Genomic DNA, 14,649 nt, shown 5'->3' on the forward strand with positions numbered 1-14,649 from the left:
ATAATTTTCAAAAAATTTTCTATAAATCGAATGATTGGAGTGTAATAATGGATAAAAATTATGATGTAATCGTCGTCGGCGGTGGGACAAGTGGCATGATGGCCGCGATTGCCGCAGCCGAAAAAGGTAGCAGAGTTTTGATGATTGAAAAAAACAAACGCTTTGGTAAAAAATTACTGATGACCGGGGGCGGCCGATGTAACGTCACGAATAATCGTGATGTCGATGATTTAATTCGTCACATCCCAGGGAATGGGAAATTTCTATACAGTACTTTTTCACAATTTAATAATTTTGATGTCATGGCCTTTTTTGAAGAAAATGGCGTTGCATTAAAAGAAGAAGATCACGGACGAATGTTCCCCGTTACGAATAAATCAGCAACAATTGTTGGTGCTTTAGTTGAACGAATGCGTGCTTTAAATGTTGAGTTTGCAATGAATACCGTTGTCACGAAACTGATTCACGACGGCAATCAAATGTCCGGTGTCAAAACCGAAACCGGTGATTTCCAAGCCCCTTGCGTCGTTTTAACAACTGGAGGGCGGACTTACCCTTCCACTGGTGCAACTGGCGATGGTTACCGTCTAGCCAAACAAGTTGGGCATCATATCACGCCTTTATATGCGACCGAGTCTGCTTTATTTTCAAACGAGGCCTTTATTACCGATAAAACGCTACAAGGGATTTCCTTACGGGATATTTTACTAACGATTCAAAATGACAAAGGAAAAGTTGTAACTGAACATAAAATGGATTTACTCTTTACCCATTTTGGTATTTCAGGTCCCGCTGCTTTACGATGTTCCTCATTCGTCAACCAATTACTTGAAACACAAGATGAAGTCGCTGCTATTTTAGACTGTTTCCCCGACCTATCAGCCGATGAATTATCTAAAAAATTAGAAACAGCCTTAGCTGATACGAAAAAAACGGTTAAGAACGCTTTAAGCTCCTTCTTACCTGAACGGATGATGACTTTTTATCTTGAACGCTTAGGAATTAGTGAACTCCCAAGTAATCAACTAACTGACGACCAAAAGCAAGCATTGGTTGCTATTTTGAAACATTTTACCATTAAAGTATTCAAAACGTTCCCCATTGAAAAATCATTTGTAACTGGGGGCGGAGTTGAATTAACTGAAATTAATCCTAAAACGATGGAAAGTAAAAAAATGCCCGGCCTCTTTTTCGGTGGGGAATTAATTGATATCAATGGTTACACGGGTGGTTTTAATATTACTGCTGCCTTTTGTACTGGACATAGTGCCGGTGCTCATGCAGCTGAAATTGCTAGCTACTTCTCCTATTAGTCTTACACATATAAGAAAAAGTTAGGCACCTCTGACAAGAGATTCCTAACTTTTTTGATTGGCAATCGCTACAAGCTGTGCTTTTGTCACTTTAACCAAATCGAGCGGCGCTACTTCCATTTGTAAGCCTCTACGGCCAGCCGAAACAATGATCGTTTTAAAATCTGAAGCGGAGTTATCTAAAAATGTCGGGAATAATTTTTTCATGCCGACCGGCGAACAACCTCCACGAATATAACCTGTCGTGACTTCTAGCTCACTCAAGTTCAACATTTCGACACGTTTATTCCCACTGGCTTTCGCCAGCTTCTTGAGATCTAACGTACGATCACTCGGAATCACCGCAACAATTACTCCACTGACATTGCCAACTGCCACGAGTGTTTTAAAAATTTGAGCAGGATTTTTGGTCACTAATTGTTCCGTTACCGCCTCAGCTCCTAAATGGTCTTCGCTCCACTCATAATGATGTTCAAGATAAGAAATTTTTTGTTGTTCTAACTTTCTTAAAGCATTGGTCTTATTTTCTTTCTTTTTGGCCATTTTAATCGGCTTCTTTCTATGCTAAGTTTTCAATCATCTGCGTTAATTCAGTCACTGGGATTTGACCTGGTGCTGAAACTTCACCAATTGCACCGAAGGTTAACACCGAACCGGTCACTCCCGCACTGATACGGCTGATTTTACCTAAATTCCCCATTGAAATAATCGCTAAAGGTAATTGATAAAAACCGCGTGCTTTTGTCACCAGTCCCATAATCCGAAGAACATCTTGCAATGTTTGTGGCATCGCAGCAATTTTTCCAATATCAGCACCAAATTGATGCATCACACCAATCCGGAAAATTAACGTCGCATCATCGGGTGTTTTTTCAAAGTCATGATTGCTTAGGATTACTTTTACGCCTTCTTTTTTGATTTCTTGAATAAATTGTCGACCTAAAAATTCAACACGCGCAAGTTCAATATCAATTAAATCAATCTGTTTTGATTGTGCTATTGTTAAACAAAGTTCTTTATAGCGAGGAAGGCTAATCTCTGCTTCGCCGCCTTCTTCGAGTGTTCGGAATGTAAAAAGTAATTGTTTTTCACCTAATTCTTCTTTTAACGCTGGTAAAACTTCAATGACTTTTTCAAAATCATCTCGGTCGTCATAATAATCAATCCGCCACTCCGCAATATTTGCTGTAGAATCGGCAATTAATTTCGCTTGTGCCAATAACGAATCTTTATCTGTAGCAGTTAAGGAAACACAAATTTTTAATCCATGATTTATTAAGTTCTCTTTTTCCATCCACGAACGCTCCTTTTATTTTTTCACTTCATAGCAATAAACTTTTAAGTAATCCCCTTCTGGGAAAGTTGCAATTGTCGCAAAATCACTTGGTAAAGCATAAGATTTTACTTTTTTATAAGAGACACCTTTAGCTAAAAAGGCTTCTTCGATCATTTGTTTGAATTGTTTTGGCGAAACATTTGCCGCATTCGTTGAAGCAATGATCATTCCATTTTGATTTAATAAATTGACACTATCTTCTATTAATTCACCATAATTTTTGGCCACACTAAATGTTTTCTTTTTATTACGAGCAAAACTCGGTGGATCTAAAACAACGAGATCAAACGTTAAATGTTTACGTTTTGCATATTTGAAATATTCGAACGTGTCCATCACATGAATATTTTGGGTTTCTGGATCCACCCCATTGACACTAAACTGTTCCTTCGTTTTCGGCACACTCCGTTTCGCTAAATCGACACTCGTCGTTTGTAAAGCACCGCCCATCGCTGCCGCAACTGAAAATGCGCCGGTATAACTAAACATATTCAAGACCGTTTTACCACTTGCTAAACCGTCAACCAATGCCCCACGGACTTCTTTTTGGTCTAAGAAAATACCGGTCATCAAGCCTTCATTCATATAAGTAGCATAATTAATCCCATTTTCTTGAACAATTAATGGTTCACTTGCAGTTTGACCGTATAAAAGTTGGCTTTCAGGTAACTGACTTTCAAAACGAACTTTTTCATACGCCCCTAAAACTTCGGGAAAGACCTTTTGAAACGCTTGGATGATTGTTGCTTTTTTTCCATAAAGTGTATCATTATACCAAGAAAAAACGGCATAATCTTGATACAAGTCAATAATCAACCCACCTAGGCCATCGCCTTCGCCATTAAATAAGCGAAAAGCGGTTGTTGTTTGATCTTGATAATAAACTTGTCGATTCATTTTGGCTTTTTGGAAAAGCCTGACAAAAAAATTTTCGTCAATCGCTTGCTTTTTATCACTTAAAACCCAGCCAAGGCCTTTGTTTTGTTTACCTAAATAACCCATTGCTAAAAAATCGCCCTGTGGTGAAGTTAATTCTACCCAGTCAGTCGTCATTTCTCCTTTGGCTAAATCTTCTTTTTGAATCAACGGATAGCCTTGGCGAACTTTTTTACTCCCTTGAGTTGTTAGTTGTATTTTCATTTAATCCCCTACTTTTGTTATGCTTTATCTTTTCTTTCATCTTAACATAGCTAGCGCGCTTTTCGATAGTAGCAAAGAGCATCTTGTAAAAGTTCTTTTCCTCACATTTTTAGTCGCATAACTAAAGAAACGATTAAAATACCTCGTTTCTTTCTCACCTTAGTTGACACTTATTTAGACTATTAGTAAAATGTTAGGGACGATTGAAAATATTTTCATCGAGTTTCAAGAAAGAGAGGACTTTTCCTTTGAAAAATGTAAAAAAATCCAACCTTTTAAATACACGCCTAGGCTTCTTCAGTTTACTAGCTATTTTATTTTGGGCCAAAAATATCTTTTCTTATTTTACTGTATTTAATTTGGGCATTGAAAGCCCATTTCAGTATTTTATTTTACTGATTAATCCAATTGCAACAACACTATTTTTACTGGCAATTTCTTTATACGTCAGACGTACGAAACCTTTTTACGTGACAATTATGATTATCTACTCTTTAATAAGTATTCTCTTGTTCGCGAACGCTCTTTATTACCGTGAATTCACTGACTTTATTACTGTGAATACCATCCTTGGTGCCGGTAAAGTAACAGGTGGTTTAGGTAGTAGTACATTAAACTTACTAGAACCCATTGACGTTCTTTATCTAATTGATATTTTTGCCATTGTTTACTCCCTTGCTCGTAAGAAAATTAAATTGGACACCAACCCAATTCGTGCACGTGTGGCAATCGCTTTTACAACTGCATCAATTATGATTTTTTCAGGTAATTTGTTCTTAGCAGAAACCGATCGTTCTGGTTTATTAACTCGAACATTTTCACGTGATTACTTAGTTAAGTATTTAGGTCTTAACGCTTTTACTGCCTACGATGCGGTCCAAACCTATAATACAAACCAAGTTCGAGCCGAGGCAAGTCCGAATGACATGAATGAAGTTTCTGAGTATGTCAAAGAACACCATGCTGCGCCAAATGAAGATTACTTCGGTCTAGCAAAAGGAAAAAACGTGATTTATATTCACTTGGAAAGTACGCAGCAGTTTTTAATTGATTACAAATTAAAAGATGAAAATGGCGTTGAACATGAAGTCATGCCATTTGTTAATTCCTTATTCCATTCGGATAGTACTTTCAGCTTCGACAACTTTTTCCATCAAGTCAAAGCTGGTAAAACAAGCGATGCCGAAACCTTAATGGAAACTTCTTTATTCGGCCTAAACCAAGGCGCTTTCTTTGCGCAACTTGGTGGTAAAAATACTTTTGAAGCGGCACCACATATTTTATCGCAAGAAGCTGGTTACTCAAGTGCTGTCTTCCATGGTAACTCAAAAACATTCTGGAATCGCAATGAAACATATACCCATTTCGGATATGAAAATTTCTTTGATGCTTCATATTATGATGTCAATGAATCCAATTCATTCCAATATGGTTTACATGATAAACCATTCTTTGAACAATCTGTTCAATATCTAGAACATATGCAACAGCCGTTTTACTCAAAATTCATTGCTGTATCAAACCATTACCCCTATGCCGAATTCACTAATGAAGATGCTGGGTTCCCAATGGCTAATACTTCTGATAGTACGATTAACGGTTATTTTGCAACAGCTAACTACTTGGACAAAGCCGTTGAAGAATTCTTCACTTACTTAAAAAAAGTTGGTCTTTATGAAAATTCAGTCTTTGTTTTATACGGTGACCACTATGGTATATCTAATGGCCGTAACAATACACTAGCAGAATTAGTTGGTAAAACAAGTGATACTTGGACTGATTTTGATAATGCACAAATGCAACGTGTACCTTACATGATTCACGTACCTGGTCAAACAAAAGGCGGGATCAATCACACTTACGGTGGTCAAGTTGATGCTTTACCAACCTTGCTACACTTACTTGGTATCGATACAAGCAACTACATTCAATTAGGCCAAGACCTTTTCTCTGATGAAAAAGAAGAACTAGTTGCCTTCCGTGACGGTTCATTCATGTCACCTAAATACACTTATTACGGTGGTGTCCTTTACGATAACGAAACACAAGCAGTTGCCCAAGATTTGACCGAAGAAGAAACGCGACATGTTGAACAGATGCATGAACGAGTAAGTCGTCAATTAGATACTTCTGATCAAATTAACAATGGTGATTTGTTACGCTTTTATACTGGCAGTAACATTGACCCAGTGAATCCTGAAGCCTTTTCTTATAAAGATAGCTTAACTCGATTACAAGATTTGGAAAAAGCTTTAGGGAAAGACTCAACTTCGCTTTACTCAAAGAATAACAATCAATCCACAGTTGATCAGTATCAGACACAATCTTATCAAGAATATGCAGCTCCTAGTACGGGGGATTCTGTAGATGAGGCGACTAATGATACACCAGTAACTGAAGCTGTAACAAATGAATAAGCCAAAAAAAAGAGAATTTCTTCGGAAATTCTCTTTTTTTTTATCCACACTTCATAATTCCTTCAAATTCTTTCATTATGATAAAAGAAAATAGAAGGAGGTGTCCTTAGGTATTGGCTAAATTCAAAAAGCAATCAATTCGGTCTTTTAGTTTGCATTCACTATTTTTTATTGGGTTAATTCTTTTGTTTTGCATTTATTTTATACTAAACACGCTAATTCTTTCATTAGATAGCGTAAAAATAAGTGACGAGTCACTTTCTCCGATTGTAGACGAATTATTAGCAAGCTATACTCAAATGAAAGGACACTTATTAATTACGCTTTCTATTGCATTTTTTGGATTTTTCATCTACCAACAATGGCTAAATAAAAAAACAATTGAAAAAATACGCCAACAATCAACCAAACGTACAATTGTTCGTCAGCGCTTGTTGGATAATAGCTTTTTATTCGGTGTGGCGCTACTAACAATTTTTTTAACACTCTTACTTTTTCCGTCGATTTATCAAGATACTATCATTCAGACCCATAGTTCCTTGGCAAGCCATTCAGCTAAAATCACTAATCTTTTGAAAAGTACATTAGTTGAATCCTCATCGAACCATATCGTGCTACGTTTTACGACTATGCAACAAGTTTTTGAACACCTTTTTTATTTTTCACCAGAAAAATGGACTCGCCTTTTCTGTAAAAGCTTCTTAAAGTCAGGTCTCTCATTTTCAGTTTTACTAATTAGTATCAATAGCTTAGTAACCATGAGCCATCTTTTCTGGCTTGCACACCGAGAAAAAACCAAGCCTTCAATTTAAGAGGGCTTGGTTTTTTCATTTATTTCAGCTAGATCGACATCTGGGAAGTGAATCGTAAAGGTCGTACCTTTTCCGATTTCACTTGTTACTTCAATTCGTCCATTATGTAAAAGAACGAGTTGTTGGACAATCGGTAAGCCTAATCCTGATTCACCAAACTTACGATTTTTACGTGAAGGATCTGCCTTATAATAGCGATCCCAAATATTCACTAAATCTTCCTCTGTCATTCCAATTCCAGTATCTGAAATAGAAATAATTGTTTCTAAATGGCCTTTTTCTAGTCTGACACGTACTTCACCATTTTCAGTAAACTGAAGCGCATTTTGTAAAATGTTGACGACGATTTGGACAAAGCGGTCATAATCAGCAAAAACTTCAACGGGTTCTTCCGTCTCTAAAATTAATTGGTTATTCGAGCTTTCTGCTTTATTTTTTAACTGAATAAATAATTGACGAAACGTTTCCGTCCCATCGAATTTTTTTATAACCATTGAAATTTGATTGGTCCGAATTTTTTCGTAGTCTAGATTTTCACTAATTAAACGAATTAAGCGTTCTGTTTCATTTTTCATTAAACGAATCGCATTTTCTTTTTGATTTTCTGGAATCATTTGATGTTGGAATCCTTCTAACAAACCATTAATCGTAGTTAGTGGTGTTCGCATCTCGTGGGATGCATCAGCCATAAATTGTTTTCGGCGTTCTTCTTGTCGATCAATTTCCTCATGTGATTCTTTTAGTGACACGGTCATTTTATTAAAATCTTCGGCCAACTCATCAAATTCATCGCGGTGATGAACCGGTAATATACTATCAAAATTTCCGTTGGCAACTTCTTTCGTCGCCTTCTTCATTCGATTAATCCGGTGAACTTGGAAACTAGCAAAACCATAACTGACAACTATCGCAAAAATGCCAGATAAAGCAAAACCTTTGAGTAAGTTGACTGAAAATTCACTAACGGTATCTTGAATATTTTGCGCCGGCTGTGTGACAATTAATGCGCCAAAAAATCGACTATTCAAATTAAATGGAACAAAGGCGTAAGCCGTTGGTTCTTTCTCACCATAAATATTTTTTTCAGAAGTCAGTTGTTGTCTTTCGCCAGCTTGTAGACTTTCCCATGATTCACTAGGCAGCTGAAATTTAATTGGAACCGTATTATTTTTAGGATACGTCACTTCGCCTTGATTATTGACAAAAATAAAGTTGACCCCTTGTTGATTTAACATCGTTTCTGATATGCGTAGTGAACGCGAGATAATTAAATCCCAATCATTCAAATCCGAGGTTGTACTTAGTTCTTCAGAAATTTTCGAAACGGCATCTGCATAACCAAATAATTGTCGATAATTATTCGTTTCAATTGATTGCTTGGTTAATTGCGTAAACGCCACTCCTGAAGTAATTAAGGTGACAAAAATGACAAACCAAAAGGCTAAAAGTTGCTGGTATAAATAACGCATTAGGCAACACCTGAATCATCAAATTTGTATCCTACTCCCCAAACGGTTTGGATCACTTGCGGACCCACTTTCTCAATTTTTTGACGTAATTTTTTGATATGCGCATCAACTGTTCGTTCATCACCAAAATATTGGTAATCCCAAACTAATTCCAACAATTGCTCTCTTGAGAACACTTGACGCGGTTTTTTAGCTAATGTATAAAGTAAATCAAATTCTTTAGGTGTTAACCCTTCAATTAGCTCTTCATCTAAATAGGCCTCACGTGTTTTCGTATTCATTTTAAAATGTTGCGTTTCAATATCAAAAGACAAATCATCGGTTTTATCAGCGACCGATGCTTCAATAATCTCGCTACGGCGATACAACGCTTTAATTCGAGCAATTAGTGTAATCGGGCTGAAAGGTTTCGTTACGTAGTCATCTGCGCCCATTTCAAGTCCAATCACTTGATCACTTTCGGAGTCACGGGCAGTCAACATAATAATCGGAACTGTCTTAGAAACTTTACGAATTTCGCGTGCGACCATCATCCCATCTAAACTTGGTAAATTCAAATCAAGCGTAATCATATCCCATTCTTTAGGACTCGCTAAAAATGCATCTAGCCCTTCTCTACCATCAAACTTAAAGGTTGCATCCCAGCCTTCATTTAAAAAAAACATTTGCATCATTTCTGAGACTGACTCATTATCTTCAATCATTAATAATTTCATATTTGCACCTCATTTTACTCTTCTTTCTGATTTTAAGTATACTAGACTTATGGGAAACCACCAAGTTATTCCCTATTTTTTTGAAAAAGATTTGATATTTCTTCATACCTTTTAATAAAAAAAGAAAACAACTCTTATTTTTTAGTTGCTTTCTTTCATCTTAATTATTTTACTTTTTTTAAAAGTTGGAAAAGCGACTTAAATTGTCCCCTAAAAGACGTTAATTCTTGAAATAAGTCTTCTCCATCATTTAACATTTTAACCGTTACCCAACCGAGCGCCTCTGTAATCACACTTGCAACTGTTGCATTAACGGCGGCACCTGCTACCGTTCCAACCGCTGGGATTATCTTCATTATATTTCCAACCGCACTTTTACCGAGACCCACTACAATCAATTCTTTCGACATACTTTTAGCTAAACTTTTAGTCCACGATTGGCCAAATATTTTATGCAATCGCGCCATCATCGTGATTTGTACAGGCACTAATAAGATAGCATCAGAAAAAGGAATCGGCGAACAACCGATAATCGCTGCAGTCAGTGAAGCTGCATGGATAGTACGATGGCATTTTTTACGTACCTCTTCATCAACACCTGTTAAAAATTCATCAAAAACGCCATTAAATTGCTTTTTACTTTGTACGACAATTGCTTCTGTTTGGTCTTTAGATTTTTGGTACGTATTAGACACGGCATTCGCTGTTTTTTGTGGTAAACGACCTAAAACTTCAGTAAAAAACGATTCGAACTCTTGTTTATCTAACTGTTCATCTAAAGATGTTGGTTTTTTTAAATTTTGCTTTTTGTAAAATATTTTCCGCATGTTGACGCTCCTTTATTCACTCAAACTAACCTATCGACGATTCACCCTTATTATTTAAAAAACGTTGTTCCAATTTCTAACATGCGTAAAGCTTGTTCTCTGTAATCCGCATAGAGATTATATATAGCATCCTCTGAAAGTACGCCTCGATGAATTCGCTCAGGAATCAAACCTTGATTTTCTTTTTCTAAATCTTGTTCTCTTTGTTCAGAAGCATAATAACTCATTAATGCCTTGAATTGCTCACCGTTTTCTTCAAAAAAATCGAGGAGCTGTATTAATTCTTGAAGTTTTTCATCATGCGTATTTAGTATCTGTTCATATTTGATTAGATGTCTGTACTCGCTCATTCTACCTCACTCCACTTTTTATTATTCATCAATTGTCTCTCCCTTATAAACGGTTAGATGGGATGGTAAAATTTCAACTTCGATGGGTAAAGCATCCCCTTCATCGCCATCAATATTAGTCGTTAATGATTCATTTGGATTAACTAACGAAAGCCGTAACTCTTTAAAGGTCAGATAAACTATATTTTCAGTTGAATCTTGCACGCCCTTCAGTAGGTCAGGAAGACTTTTAACCGTATCAACTAATGATTGATCTTTTAAATAGATTAGATGCAACGAGCCATCATTGACTTTCGCTTCTGGCAATAAATGTTCAAAACCACCAATTGAGTTTGTTAGCCCAATCAAAATCGTACTACTTTTAATTTCTTTTTCTTGGTTATCAATCGTTAAATGAAATAAATGAGATTCTGTATTAAGTAACTCTTTCATGCCTGAAATAAAATAGGCAAACTTTCCAAGTTTGGTTTTATCCTCACTATCAACATCATTAATTGCTTCCGGAATTGTCCCAACAGCGACAACATTCATGAAATAATCTTGATTGATTTTTCCGACATCTAACATTGTTGTTTGATCTAATGAAAAGTTTTTAATAGCCTCTTTAGGATCAAGTGGAATGGATAATGCTCGAGCCAAATCATTTACCGTTCCTAGTGGGAAAAAACCAAACTTGGGACGATATTCCTGCTCCGAAAGACCACTAATTCCCTCATTAACAGTCCCATCGCCGCCCATTACAATCACACTATCATATTGTTCTAGGGCAGCTTCTCTTGCAAATTTTTTTGCATCACCGCTTTTTTGGGTATATCGAATTTGCACGGTATCAAAAAATTGTTCCAACTTTTCTTTCGCCAACGCTTCGTACTCTTTAGCTTTTTCACCACCAGAACTTGGGTTAATAATTAAAACGACTTTTTTCATTGACTGACGCCTCCAATATAAGTTTTTCGCCATCTATTCAATAAGATAACTAATCTCTATTGTAAATGACAAGAACTCTAGCCGTCAAAAATAGTGATTGAAAAACACAAAACATTTATAGAAACTAAAATTACATTACAACGTTCTAGTTTTCTATTGCTTGCCAAATTAAGCAAGGCAAATAAAAAAGACCTTTTCAATTACACCCAAATTGTCATTCCGTCGAAAAAAAGCACGTATCACAAAAAAATACTTTTCTAGTGATACGTGCCTTAATGTTAGCCATCAGTCCAATTTGACAAAGAGCCTAGCAAATAGCTCCTCACCGCTTTTTGCTAGGCTCAAATAATTTATTAGACAACTTTTTTTCAAAAAAACTAGTTGTCGTATCTTTTTCCTCGTTCTATTTCTAATTCTTCTGCTTTTCTTTTAATTTTTTCTTTCGTATCGTTGGCCGCTTCTTTCATTTCCCCAACTTTCTGATCAGCAATTCCCTCTGCTTTCATTTTACGGTTACCTGTTACTTCTCCTGTCACTTCTTTTGCTTTTCCTTTAATTTTATCTCCTAATCCTTTATCTTTCAAAATGGTTCCTCCTTAAATTTTCCATATTTTCATTTCTGTCTAGGCCCTTTATTTAACACGCGGTTCCATTGGACCTTCAGGGCTATAGCCTCTTTTATCAGGTGACATCGGTGGCTTTACTGTTTGTTTTGCCATGTAATCACTCGTTGACGCTGCTGCATTGGTCACTTTATCTTGGACCGTTTCTCGACTTTTTTCGAATTCAGCTCTTGTTTTGATATCAGATACGTTTACGTTAACTTCAATCACTTCTAAATGCGTCATTTTTTCAACTTCAGTGGAGATTAGTCCTTTCATTTTTTGATAAATTTCTCGAATATCTTTCCCATACTCAACGACTACATCCATATCTACAGCTACTTGTTCTTTACCAACTTCTGCATGAATGCCAGAGGCAACGTTATCCGTATTTACTAATTTTTCTGCAATATTAGAAAAGAATCCACCATCAACGGTCAATAGGCCATCAATTTCTTCTAATGCAATCCCTATGATTTTTTGAACCACTTTATCGTCAAAGGTCAATTCACCTCTGATGGCACCAAGCGTGCCATCATTAACTGTAGATGTTACTTTCCCAGGAACCGTTGGATTAATTGGATGTTCCGGGTTGGTTGGTTTAGCTGGGTTTACTGGATCTATTGAATTTACCATAATCATTTCCTCCTAATGTTTATTTTATTTATCTGTTAAACATCCTAACTTGCTGGATGTAGTAACCAATGCCTAGGCCGATTCCGACGAGTATTAAGACAAATAAAGTCTTGAAGAAACCGAAGCTTACGATTGATACACCAATTAACAAGCCAATAATTCCACCAATAATGGGTAACTTATAATCTTCTATCACGTTTCTCATTCAATTTGTCTCCTTTCATATAACCCGTGTTTCCCTTTTATCTGTATTGCTTTCTTTATAAGAATTAAAAAGATCAATATCAATCTTGATGTCTTTTTCTTCTCCAAGCAATCTTCTTATGTCATTTCTTAAATGATTCTTCCATGCTTCTTCTTGATTAATCAAATGAGATGTTCGCTTTAATTCCCCAATTACGCTGATATGAAGTTTTTTTCGAATCGCAGATACTTTCACCCTTGGAGAAGTGATAAAGTTTTTTTCATCCAAACTGGCTTTTGTTAAAGCTTCAATGGCACTTTTATCAATGGTTAAAGAACCATTTGTACCGGGAACCACGAATTTGCTTTCTCGTCTTGGGTATAATATTAAATAGAGAAAGATTATAATGGAAACAATTCCCATAGCCATTGACATCCAAAACACGAGCTGTAGTAAAAGCGTATTCTTTAAAATAAGCTGACTAAAAAATTGTAAGTCCATTGGTAAAGCCATTATTGGATAAAGCGACAGTGAAACGACCACAATGTAGAAAAAGAAAACGACGTTCAGTAAAATCAAAATGATTTTCTGTATTTTTGTCATAAATATTCCTCCAATCTTTGACGATTTTTTTGAAAGCGCTTCCTCATATAGAAAGTATATAGAACAATATAAATTTCGTAAAGAATTATGAATTACGCATTTCCAAAAAAAGTTAAAAGACTGGTAGGACACCCCTTCAAGGCTGGTCAATAATGGTCAGTCAAAAATGGAATTACTATTATTTTTGTTTGATAAATAAGTGTACACCCATTTTTAGGCTCGCACATCTATCGAAATTAGCTAAAACCAGACGCCCGTTTACGTAATACAAAATCGCATCGGTTATGAAGATAGCGCATTGAAGAACAAATCTATCTGCATGTCACCGAAGGAATGCGTGAAAAACCACAAAGTATTCTGAAACCTTTTATAACAGCTTCCCCCTTTTTCTGCCCCTTTTGAATTTATGCGGTCACTTAAGTACTTAATTAACAAACAATATAAACGAAAACACAAAAAAACCCTTGAATTATCAAGGGTTTTAGCTTCGTTATATAACGATAGATTAACGACGGATTTCTTTGATACGAGCTGCTTTTCCGTGTAACGCACGTAAGTAGTATAGTTTCGCACGACGAACTTTACCGTAACGAACAACTTCGATTTGAGCAACACGTGGAGTGTGTAATGGGAATGTACGTTCCACACCAACACCATTAGAAACTTTACGTACAGTGAAAGTTTCGCTAATTCCAGCGCCACGGCGTTTGATTACAACACCTTCAAAAAGCTGGATACGTTCGCGAGTACCTTCGACAACTTTAGCATGCACGCGTACTGTATCTCCAGGGCGGAATGCAGGGATGTCTGAACGTAGTTGTTCTTGTGTTAATTCTTGAATTAATGGATTCATTTGATTTTCTCCTTATTTCCAAACATTCTTAAAGTAAAAACTTCAGCGGAATATCGTAATAGATGAGCTTTTCACTCACCGATATATCATAACATATTGCTTATACCCTGTAAAGAGAATTTTCTTGTCATTCCGAAAAAATCTTACTGTGCTTAATTGCAATATCAAATGCATAAAAAATTTTTAAAACCTTTATAGACAGCGAATTACTCAATAATCCAGTATTACCAATGGTTTGAAGCCTTTGTCGGCAGTGTGTATTTCGTCCCTTACCATTTTTCAGGTGAGTTGTTGGTGGTTCTGACTCAAGAGAATAGGTTGGCTGAGTCAAGAGAAGGAGCGAAGCGGCTCTTGACTCAGCTAAGCTGTTCTCTTATCCTATAAAACCAACAAAATACCTTAAGCTGCTTGTAACTTAGCTAACTCTTCCTGCAGGCGTTCTGCAGGTGTTGCATAGCCCATTA

At 36.3% G+C, this 14,649-nt stretch carries 16 protein-coding genes; 3 read left to right on the plus strand and 13 right to left on the minus strand.

Features of this window, described 5'->3' with window-relative positions; genetic code table 11:
* The first annotated feature begins 47 nt into the window (after nucleotides 1–47).
* On the plus strand, nucleotides 48–1,313 hold the full coding sequence (locus ACFO3L_RS02330; protein WP_379963438.1) for a BaiN/RdsA family NAD(P)/FAD-dependent oxidoreductase: 1,266 nt from the start codon (nucleotides 48–50) through the stop codon (nucleotides 1,311–1,313).
* Nucleotides 1,314–1,358: 45 nt separating this feature from the next.
* Here the strand turns inward: ACFO3L_RS02330 and ybaK are convergent, their stop codons facing one another.
* Genes ybaK through ACFO3L_RS02345 form a run of 3 tightly spaced genes read right to left on the minus strand, consistent with a single transcriptional unit; the run spans nucleotide 1,359 to nucleotide 3,789 of the window.
* Nucleotides 1,359–1,856 (minus strand): Cys-tRNA(Pro) deacylase, encoded by a 498-nt coding sequence (gene ybaK / locus ACFO3L_RS02335; protein WP_379963440.1) that lies wholly within the window; start codon nucleotides 1,854–1,856, stop codon nucleotides 1,359–1,361.
* A 16-nt stretch (nucleotides 1,857–1,872) separates the two neighbouring features.
* Nucleotides 1,873–2,607: a type I 3-dehydroquinate dehydratase gene (gene aroD, locus ACFO3L_RS02340; RefSeq protein WP_379963442.1), complete on the minus strand. Its 735-nt coding sequence runs from the start codon at nucleotides 2,605–2,607 to the stop codon at nucleotides 1,873–1,875.
* 15 nt (nucleotides 2,608–2,622) lie between these two features.
* On the minus strand, nucleotides 2,623–3,789 hold the full coding sequence (locus tag ACFO3L_RS02345) for a class I SAM-dependent rRNA methyltransferase (RefSeq protein ID WP_379963444.1): 1,167 nt from the start codon (nucleotides 3,787–3,789) through the stop codon (nucleotides 2,623–2,625).
* A 248-nt stretch (nucleotides 3,790–4,037) separates the two neighbouring features.
* Between ACFO3L_RS02345 and ACFO3L_RS02350 the strand changes: the two genes are divergently transcribed.
* Together ACFO3L_RS02350 and ACFO3L_RS02355 are read left to right on the plus strand one after the other, a co-directional pair.
* Complete coding sequence (locus tag ACFO3L_RS02350; protein WP_379963446.1) at nucleotides 4,038–6,206, plus strand: LTA synthase family protein; 2,169 nt, start codon at nucleotides 4,038–4,040, stop codon at nucleotides 6,204–6,206.
* A 113-nt stretch (nucleotides 6,207–6,319) separates the two neighbouring features.
* Nucleotides 6,320–7,018 carry a hypothetical protein gene (locus tag ACFO3L_RS02355; protein WP_379963448.1) on the plus strand — a complete coding sequence of 233 codons (699 nt, stop codon included), beginning with the start codon at nucleotides 6,320–6,322 and terminating at the stop codon, nucleotides 7,016–7,018.
* Here ACFO3L_RS02355 and ACFO3L_RS02360 read toward each other — a convergent pair.
* From ACFO3L_RS02360 to rplS, 10 genes are all read right to left on the minus strand, one after another.
* On the minus strand, nucleotides 7,015–8,487 hold the full coding sequence (locus ACFO3L_RS02360) for an ATP-binding protein (protein ID WP_379963450.1): 1,473 nt from the start codon (nucleotides 8,485–8,487) through the stop codon (nucleotides 7,015–7,017). The two genes, ACFO3L_RS02355 and ACFO3L_RS02360, sit on opposite strands and share 4 nt — an antisense overlap.
* Nucleotides 8,487–9,203, minus strand: coding sequence for a winged helix-turn-helix domain-containing protein (locus ACFO3L_RS02365; protein WP_379963452.1), 717 nt, complete (start codon nucleotides 9,201–9,203; stop codon nucleotides 8,487–8,489). Before ACFO3L_RS02365 ends, ACFO3L_RS02360 begins: the two co-directional genes overlap by 1 nt.
* 164 nt (nucleotides 9,204–9,367) lie before the next feature.
* On the minus strand, nucleotides 9,368–10,030 hold the full coding sequence (locus ACFO3L_RS02370) for a YcjF family protein (RefSeq protein ID WP_379963454.1): 663 nt from the start codon (nucleotides 10,028–10,030) through the stop codon (nucleotides 9,368–9,370).
* Nucleotides 10,031–10,080: 50 nt separating this feature from the next.
* A complete protein-coding gene (locus tag ACFO3L_RS02375; protein WP_379963456.1) occupies nucleotides 10,081–10,380 on the minus strand; it encodes a DUF4298 domain-containing protein in 300 nt (99 codons plus the stop codon).
* A 21-nt stretch (nucleotides 10,381–10,401) separates the two neighbouring features.
* Nucleotides 10,402–11,307 carry a diacylglycerol/lipid kinase family protein gene (locus ACFO3L_RS02380; protein WP_379963458.1) on the minus strand — a complete coding sequence of 302 codons (906 nt, stop codon included), beginning with the start codon at nucleotides 11,305–11,307 and terminating at the stop codon, nucleotides 10,402–10,404.
* 377 nt (nucleotides 11,308–11,684) lie between these two features.
* Nucleotides 11,685–11,891 carry a CsbD family protein gene (locus ACFO3L_RS02385; protein WP_379963460.1) on the minus strand — a complete coding sequence of 69 codons (207 nt, stop codon included), beginning with the start codon at nucleotides 11,889–11,891 and terminating at the stop codon, nucleotides 11,685–11,687.
* A 48-nt stretch (nucleotides 11,892–11,939) separates the two neighbouring features.
* Nucleotides 11,940–12,545: an Asp23/Gls24 family envelope stress response protein gene (locus ACFO3L_RS02390; RefSeq protein ID WP_379963462.1), complete on the minus strand. Its 606-nt coding sequence runs from the start codon at nucleotides 12,543–12,545 to the stop codon at nucleotides 11,940–11,942.
* A gap of 28 nt (nucleotides 12,546–12,573) precedes the next feature.
* Entirely contained in the window at nucleotides 12,574–12,750 is a 177-nt protein-coding gene (locus tag ACFO3L_RS02395; protein ID WP_379963464.1) for a DUF2273 domain-containing protein, read from the minus strand.
* Nucleotides 12,751–12,765: 15 nt separating this feature from the next.
* Nucleotides 12,766–13,332 carry an alkaline shock response membrane anchor protein AmaP gene (gene amaP, locus ACFO3L_RS02400; RefSeq protein ID WP_379963466.1) on the minus strand — a complete coding sequence of 189 codons (567 nt, stop codon included), beginning with the start codon at nucleotides 13,330–13,332 and terminating at the stop codon, nucleotides 12,766–12,768.
* A gap of 505 nt (nucleotides 13,333–13,837) precedes the next feature.
* Nucleotides 13,838–14,185 (minus strand): 50S ribosomal protein L19, encoded by a 348-nt coding sequence (rplS, locus tag ACFO3L_RS02405; RefSeq protein WP_379963467.1) that lies wholly within the window; start codon nucleotides 14,183–14,185, stop codon nucleotides 13,838–13,840.
* Between the last annotated feature and the right edge of the window lie 464 nt (nucleotides 14,186–14,649).

The sequence above is a fragment of the Enterococcus eurekensis genome (genome assembly GCF_042654605.1).
In the GTDB taxonomy this organism is placed as follows: domain Bacteria; phylum Bacillota; class Bacilli; order Lactobacillales; family Enterococcaceae; genus Enterococcus_I; species Enterococcus_I eurekensis.

Bases quoted from the DNA above. Each gene is read 5' to 3' on its own strand.
- ACFO3L_RS02330 (WP_379963438.1), top strand. From the start codon at position 48: ATGGATAAAAATTATGATGTAATCGTCGTCGGCGGTGGGACAAGTGGC.
- ybaK (WP_379963440.1), bottom strand. From the start codon at position 1,856: ATGGCCAAAAAGAAAGAAAATAAGACCAATGCTTTAAGAAAGTTAGAA.
- aroD (WP_379963442.1), bottom strand. From the start codon at position 2,607: ATGGAAAAAGAGAACTTAATAAATCATGGATTAAAAATTTGTGTTTCC.
- ACFO3L_RS02345 (WP_379963444.1), bottom strand. From the start codon at position 3,789: ATGAAAATACAACTAACAACTCAAGGGAGTAAAAAAGTTCGCCAAGGC.
- ACFO3L_RS02360 (WP_379963450.1), bottom strand. From the start codon at position 8,487: ATGCGTTATTTATACCAGCAACTTTTAGCCTTTTGGTTTGTCATTTTT.
- ACFO3L_RS02365 (WP_379963452.1), bottom strand. From the start codon at position 9,203: ATGAAATTATTAATGATTGAAGATAATGAGTCAGTCTCAGAAATGATG.
- ACFO3L_RS02370 (WP_379963454.1), bottom strand. From the start codon at position 10,030: ATGCGGAAAATATTTTACAAAAAGCAAAATTTAAAAAAACCAACATCT.
- ACFO3L_RS02375 (WP_379963456.1), bottom strand. From the start codon at position 10,380: ATGAGCGAGTACAGACATCTAATCAAATATGAACAGATACTAAATACG.
- ACFO3L_RS02380 (WP_379963458.1), bottom strand. From the start codon at position 11,307: ATGAAAAAAGTCGTTTTAATTATTAACCCAAGTTCTGGTGGTGAAAAA.
- ACFO3L_RS02390 (WP_379963462.1), bottom strand. From the start codon at position 12,545: ATGGTAAATTCAATAGATCCAGTAAACCCAGCTAAACCAACCAACCCG.
- ACFO3L_RS02395 (WP_379963464.1), bottom strand. From the start codon at position 12,750: ATGAGAAACGTGATAGAAGATTATAAGTTACCCATTATTGGTGGAATT.
- amaP (WP_379963466.1), bottom strand. From the start codon at position 13,332: ATGACAAAAATACAGAAAATCATTTTGATTTTACTGAACGTCGTTTTC.
- rplS (WP_379963467.1), bottom strand. From the start codon at position 14,185: ATGAATCCATTAATTCAAGAATTAACACAAGAACAACTACGTTCAGAC.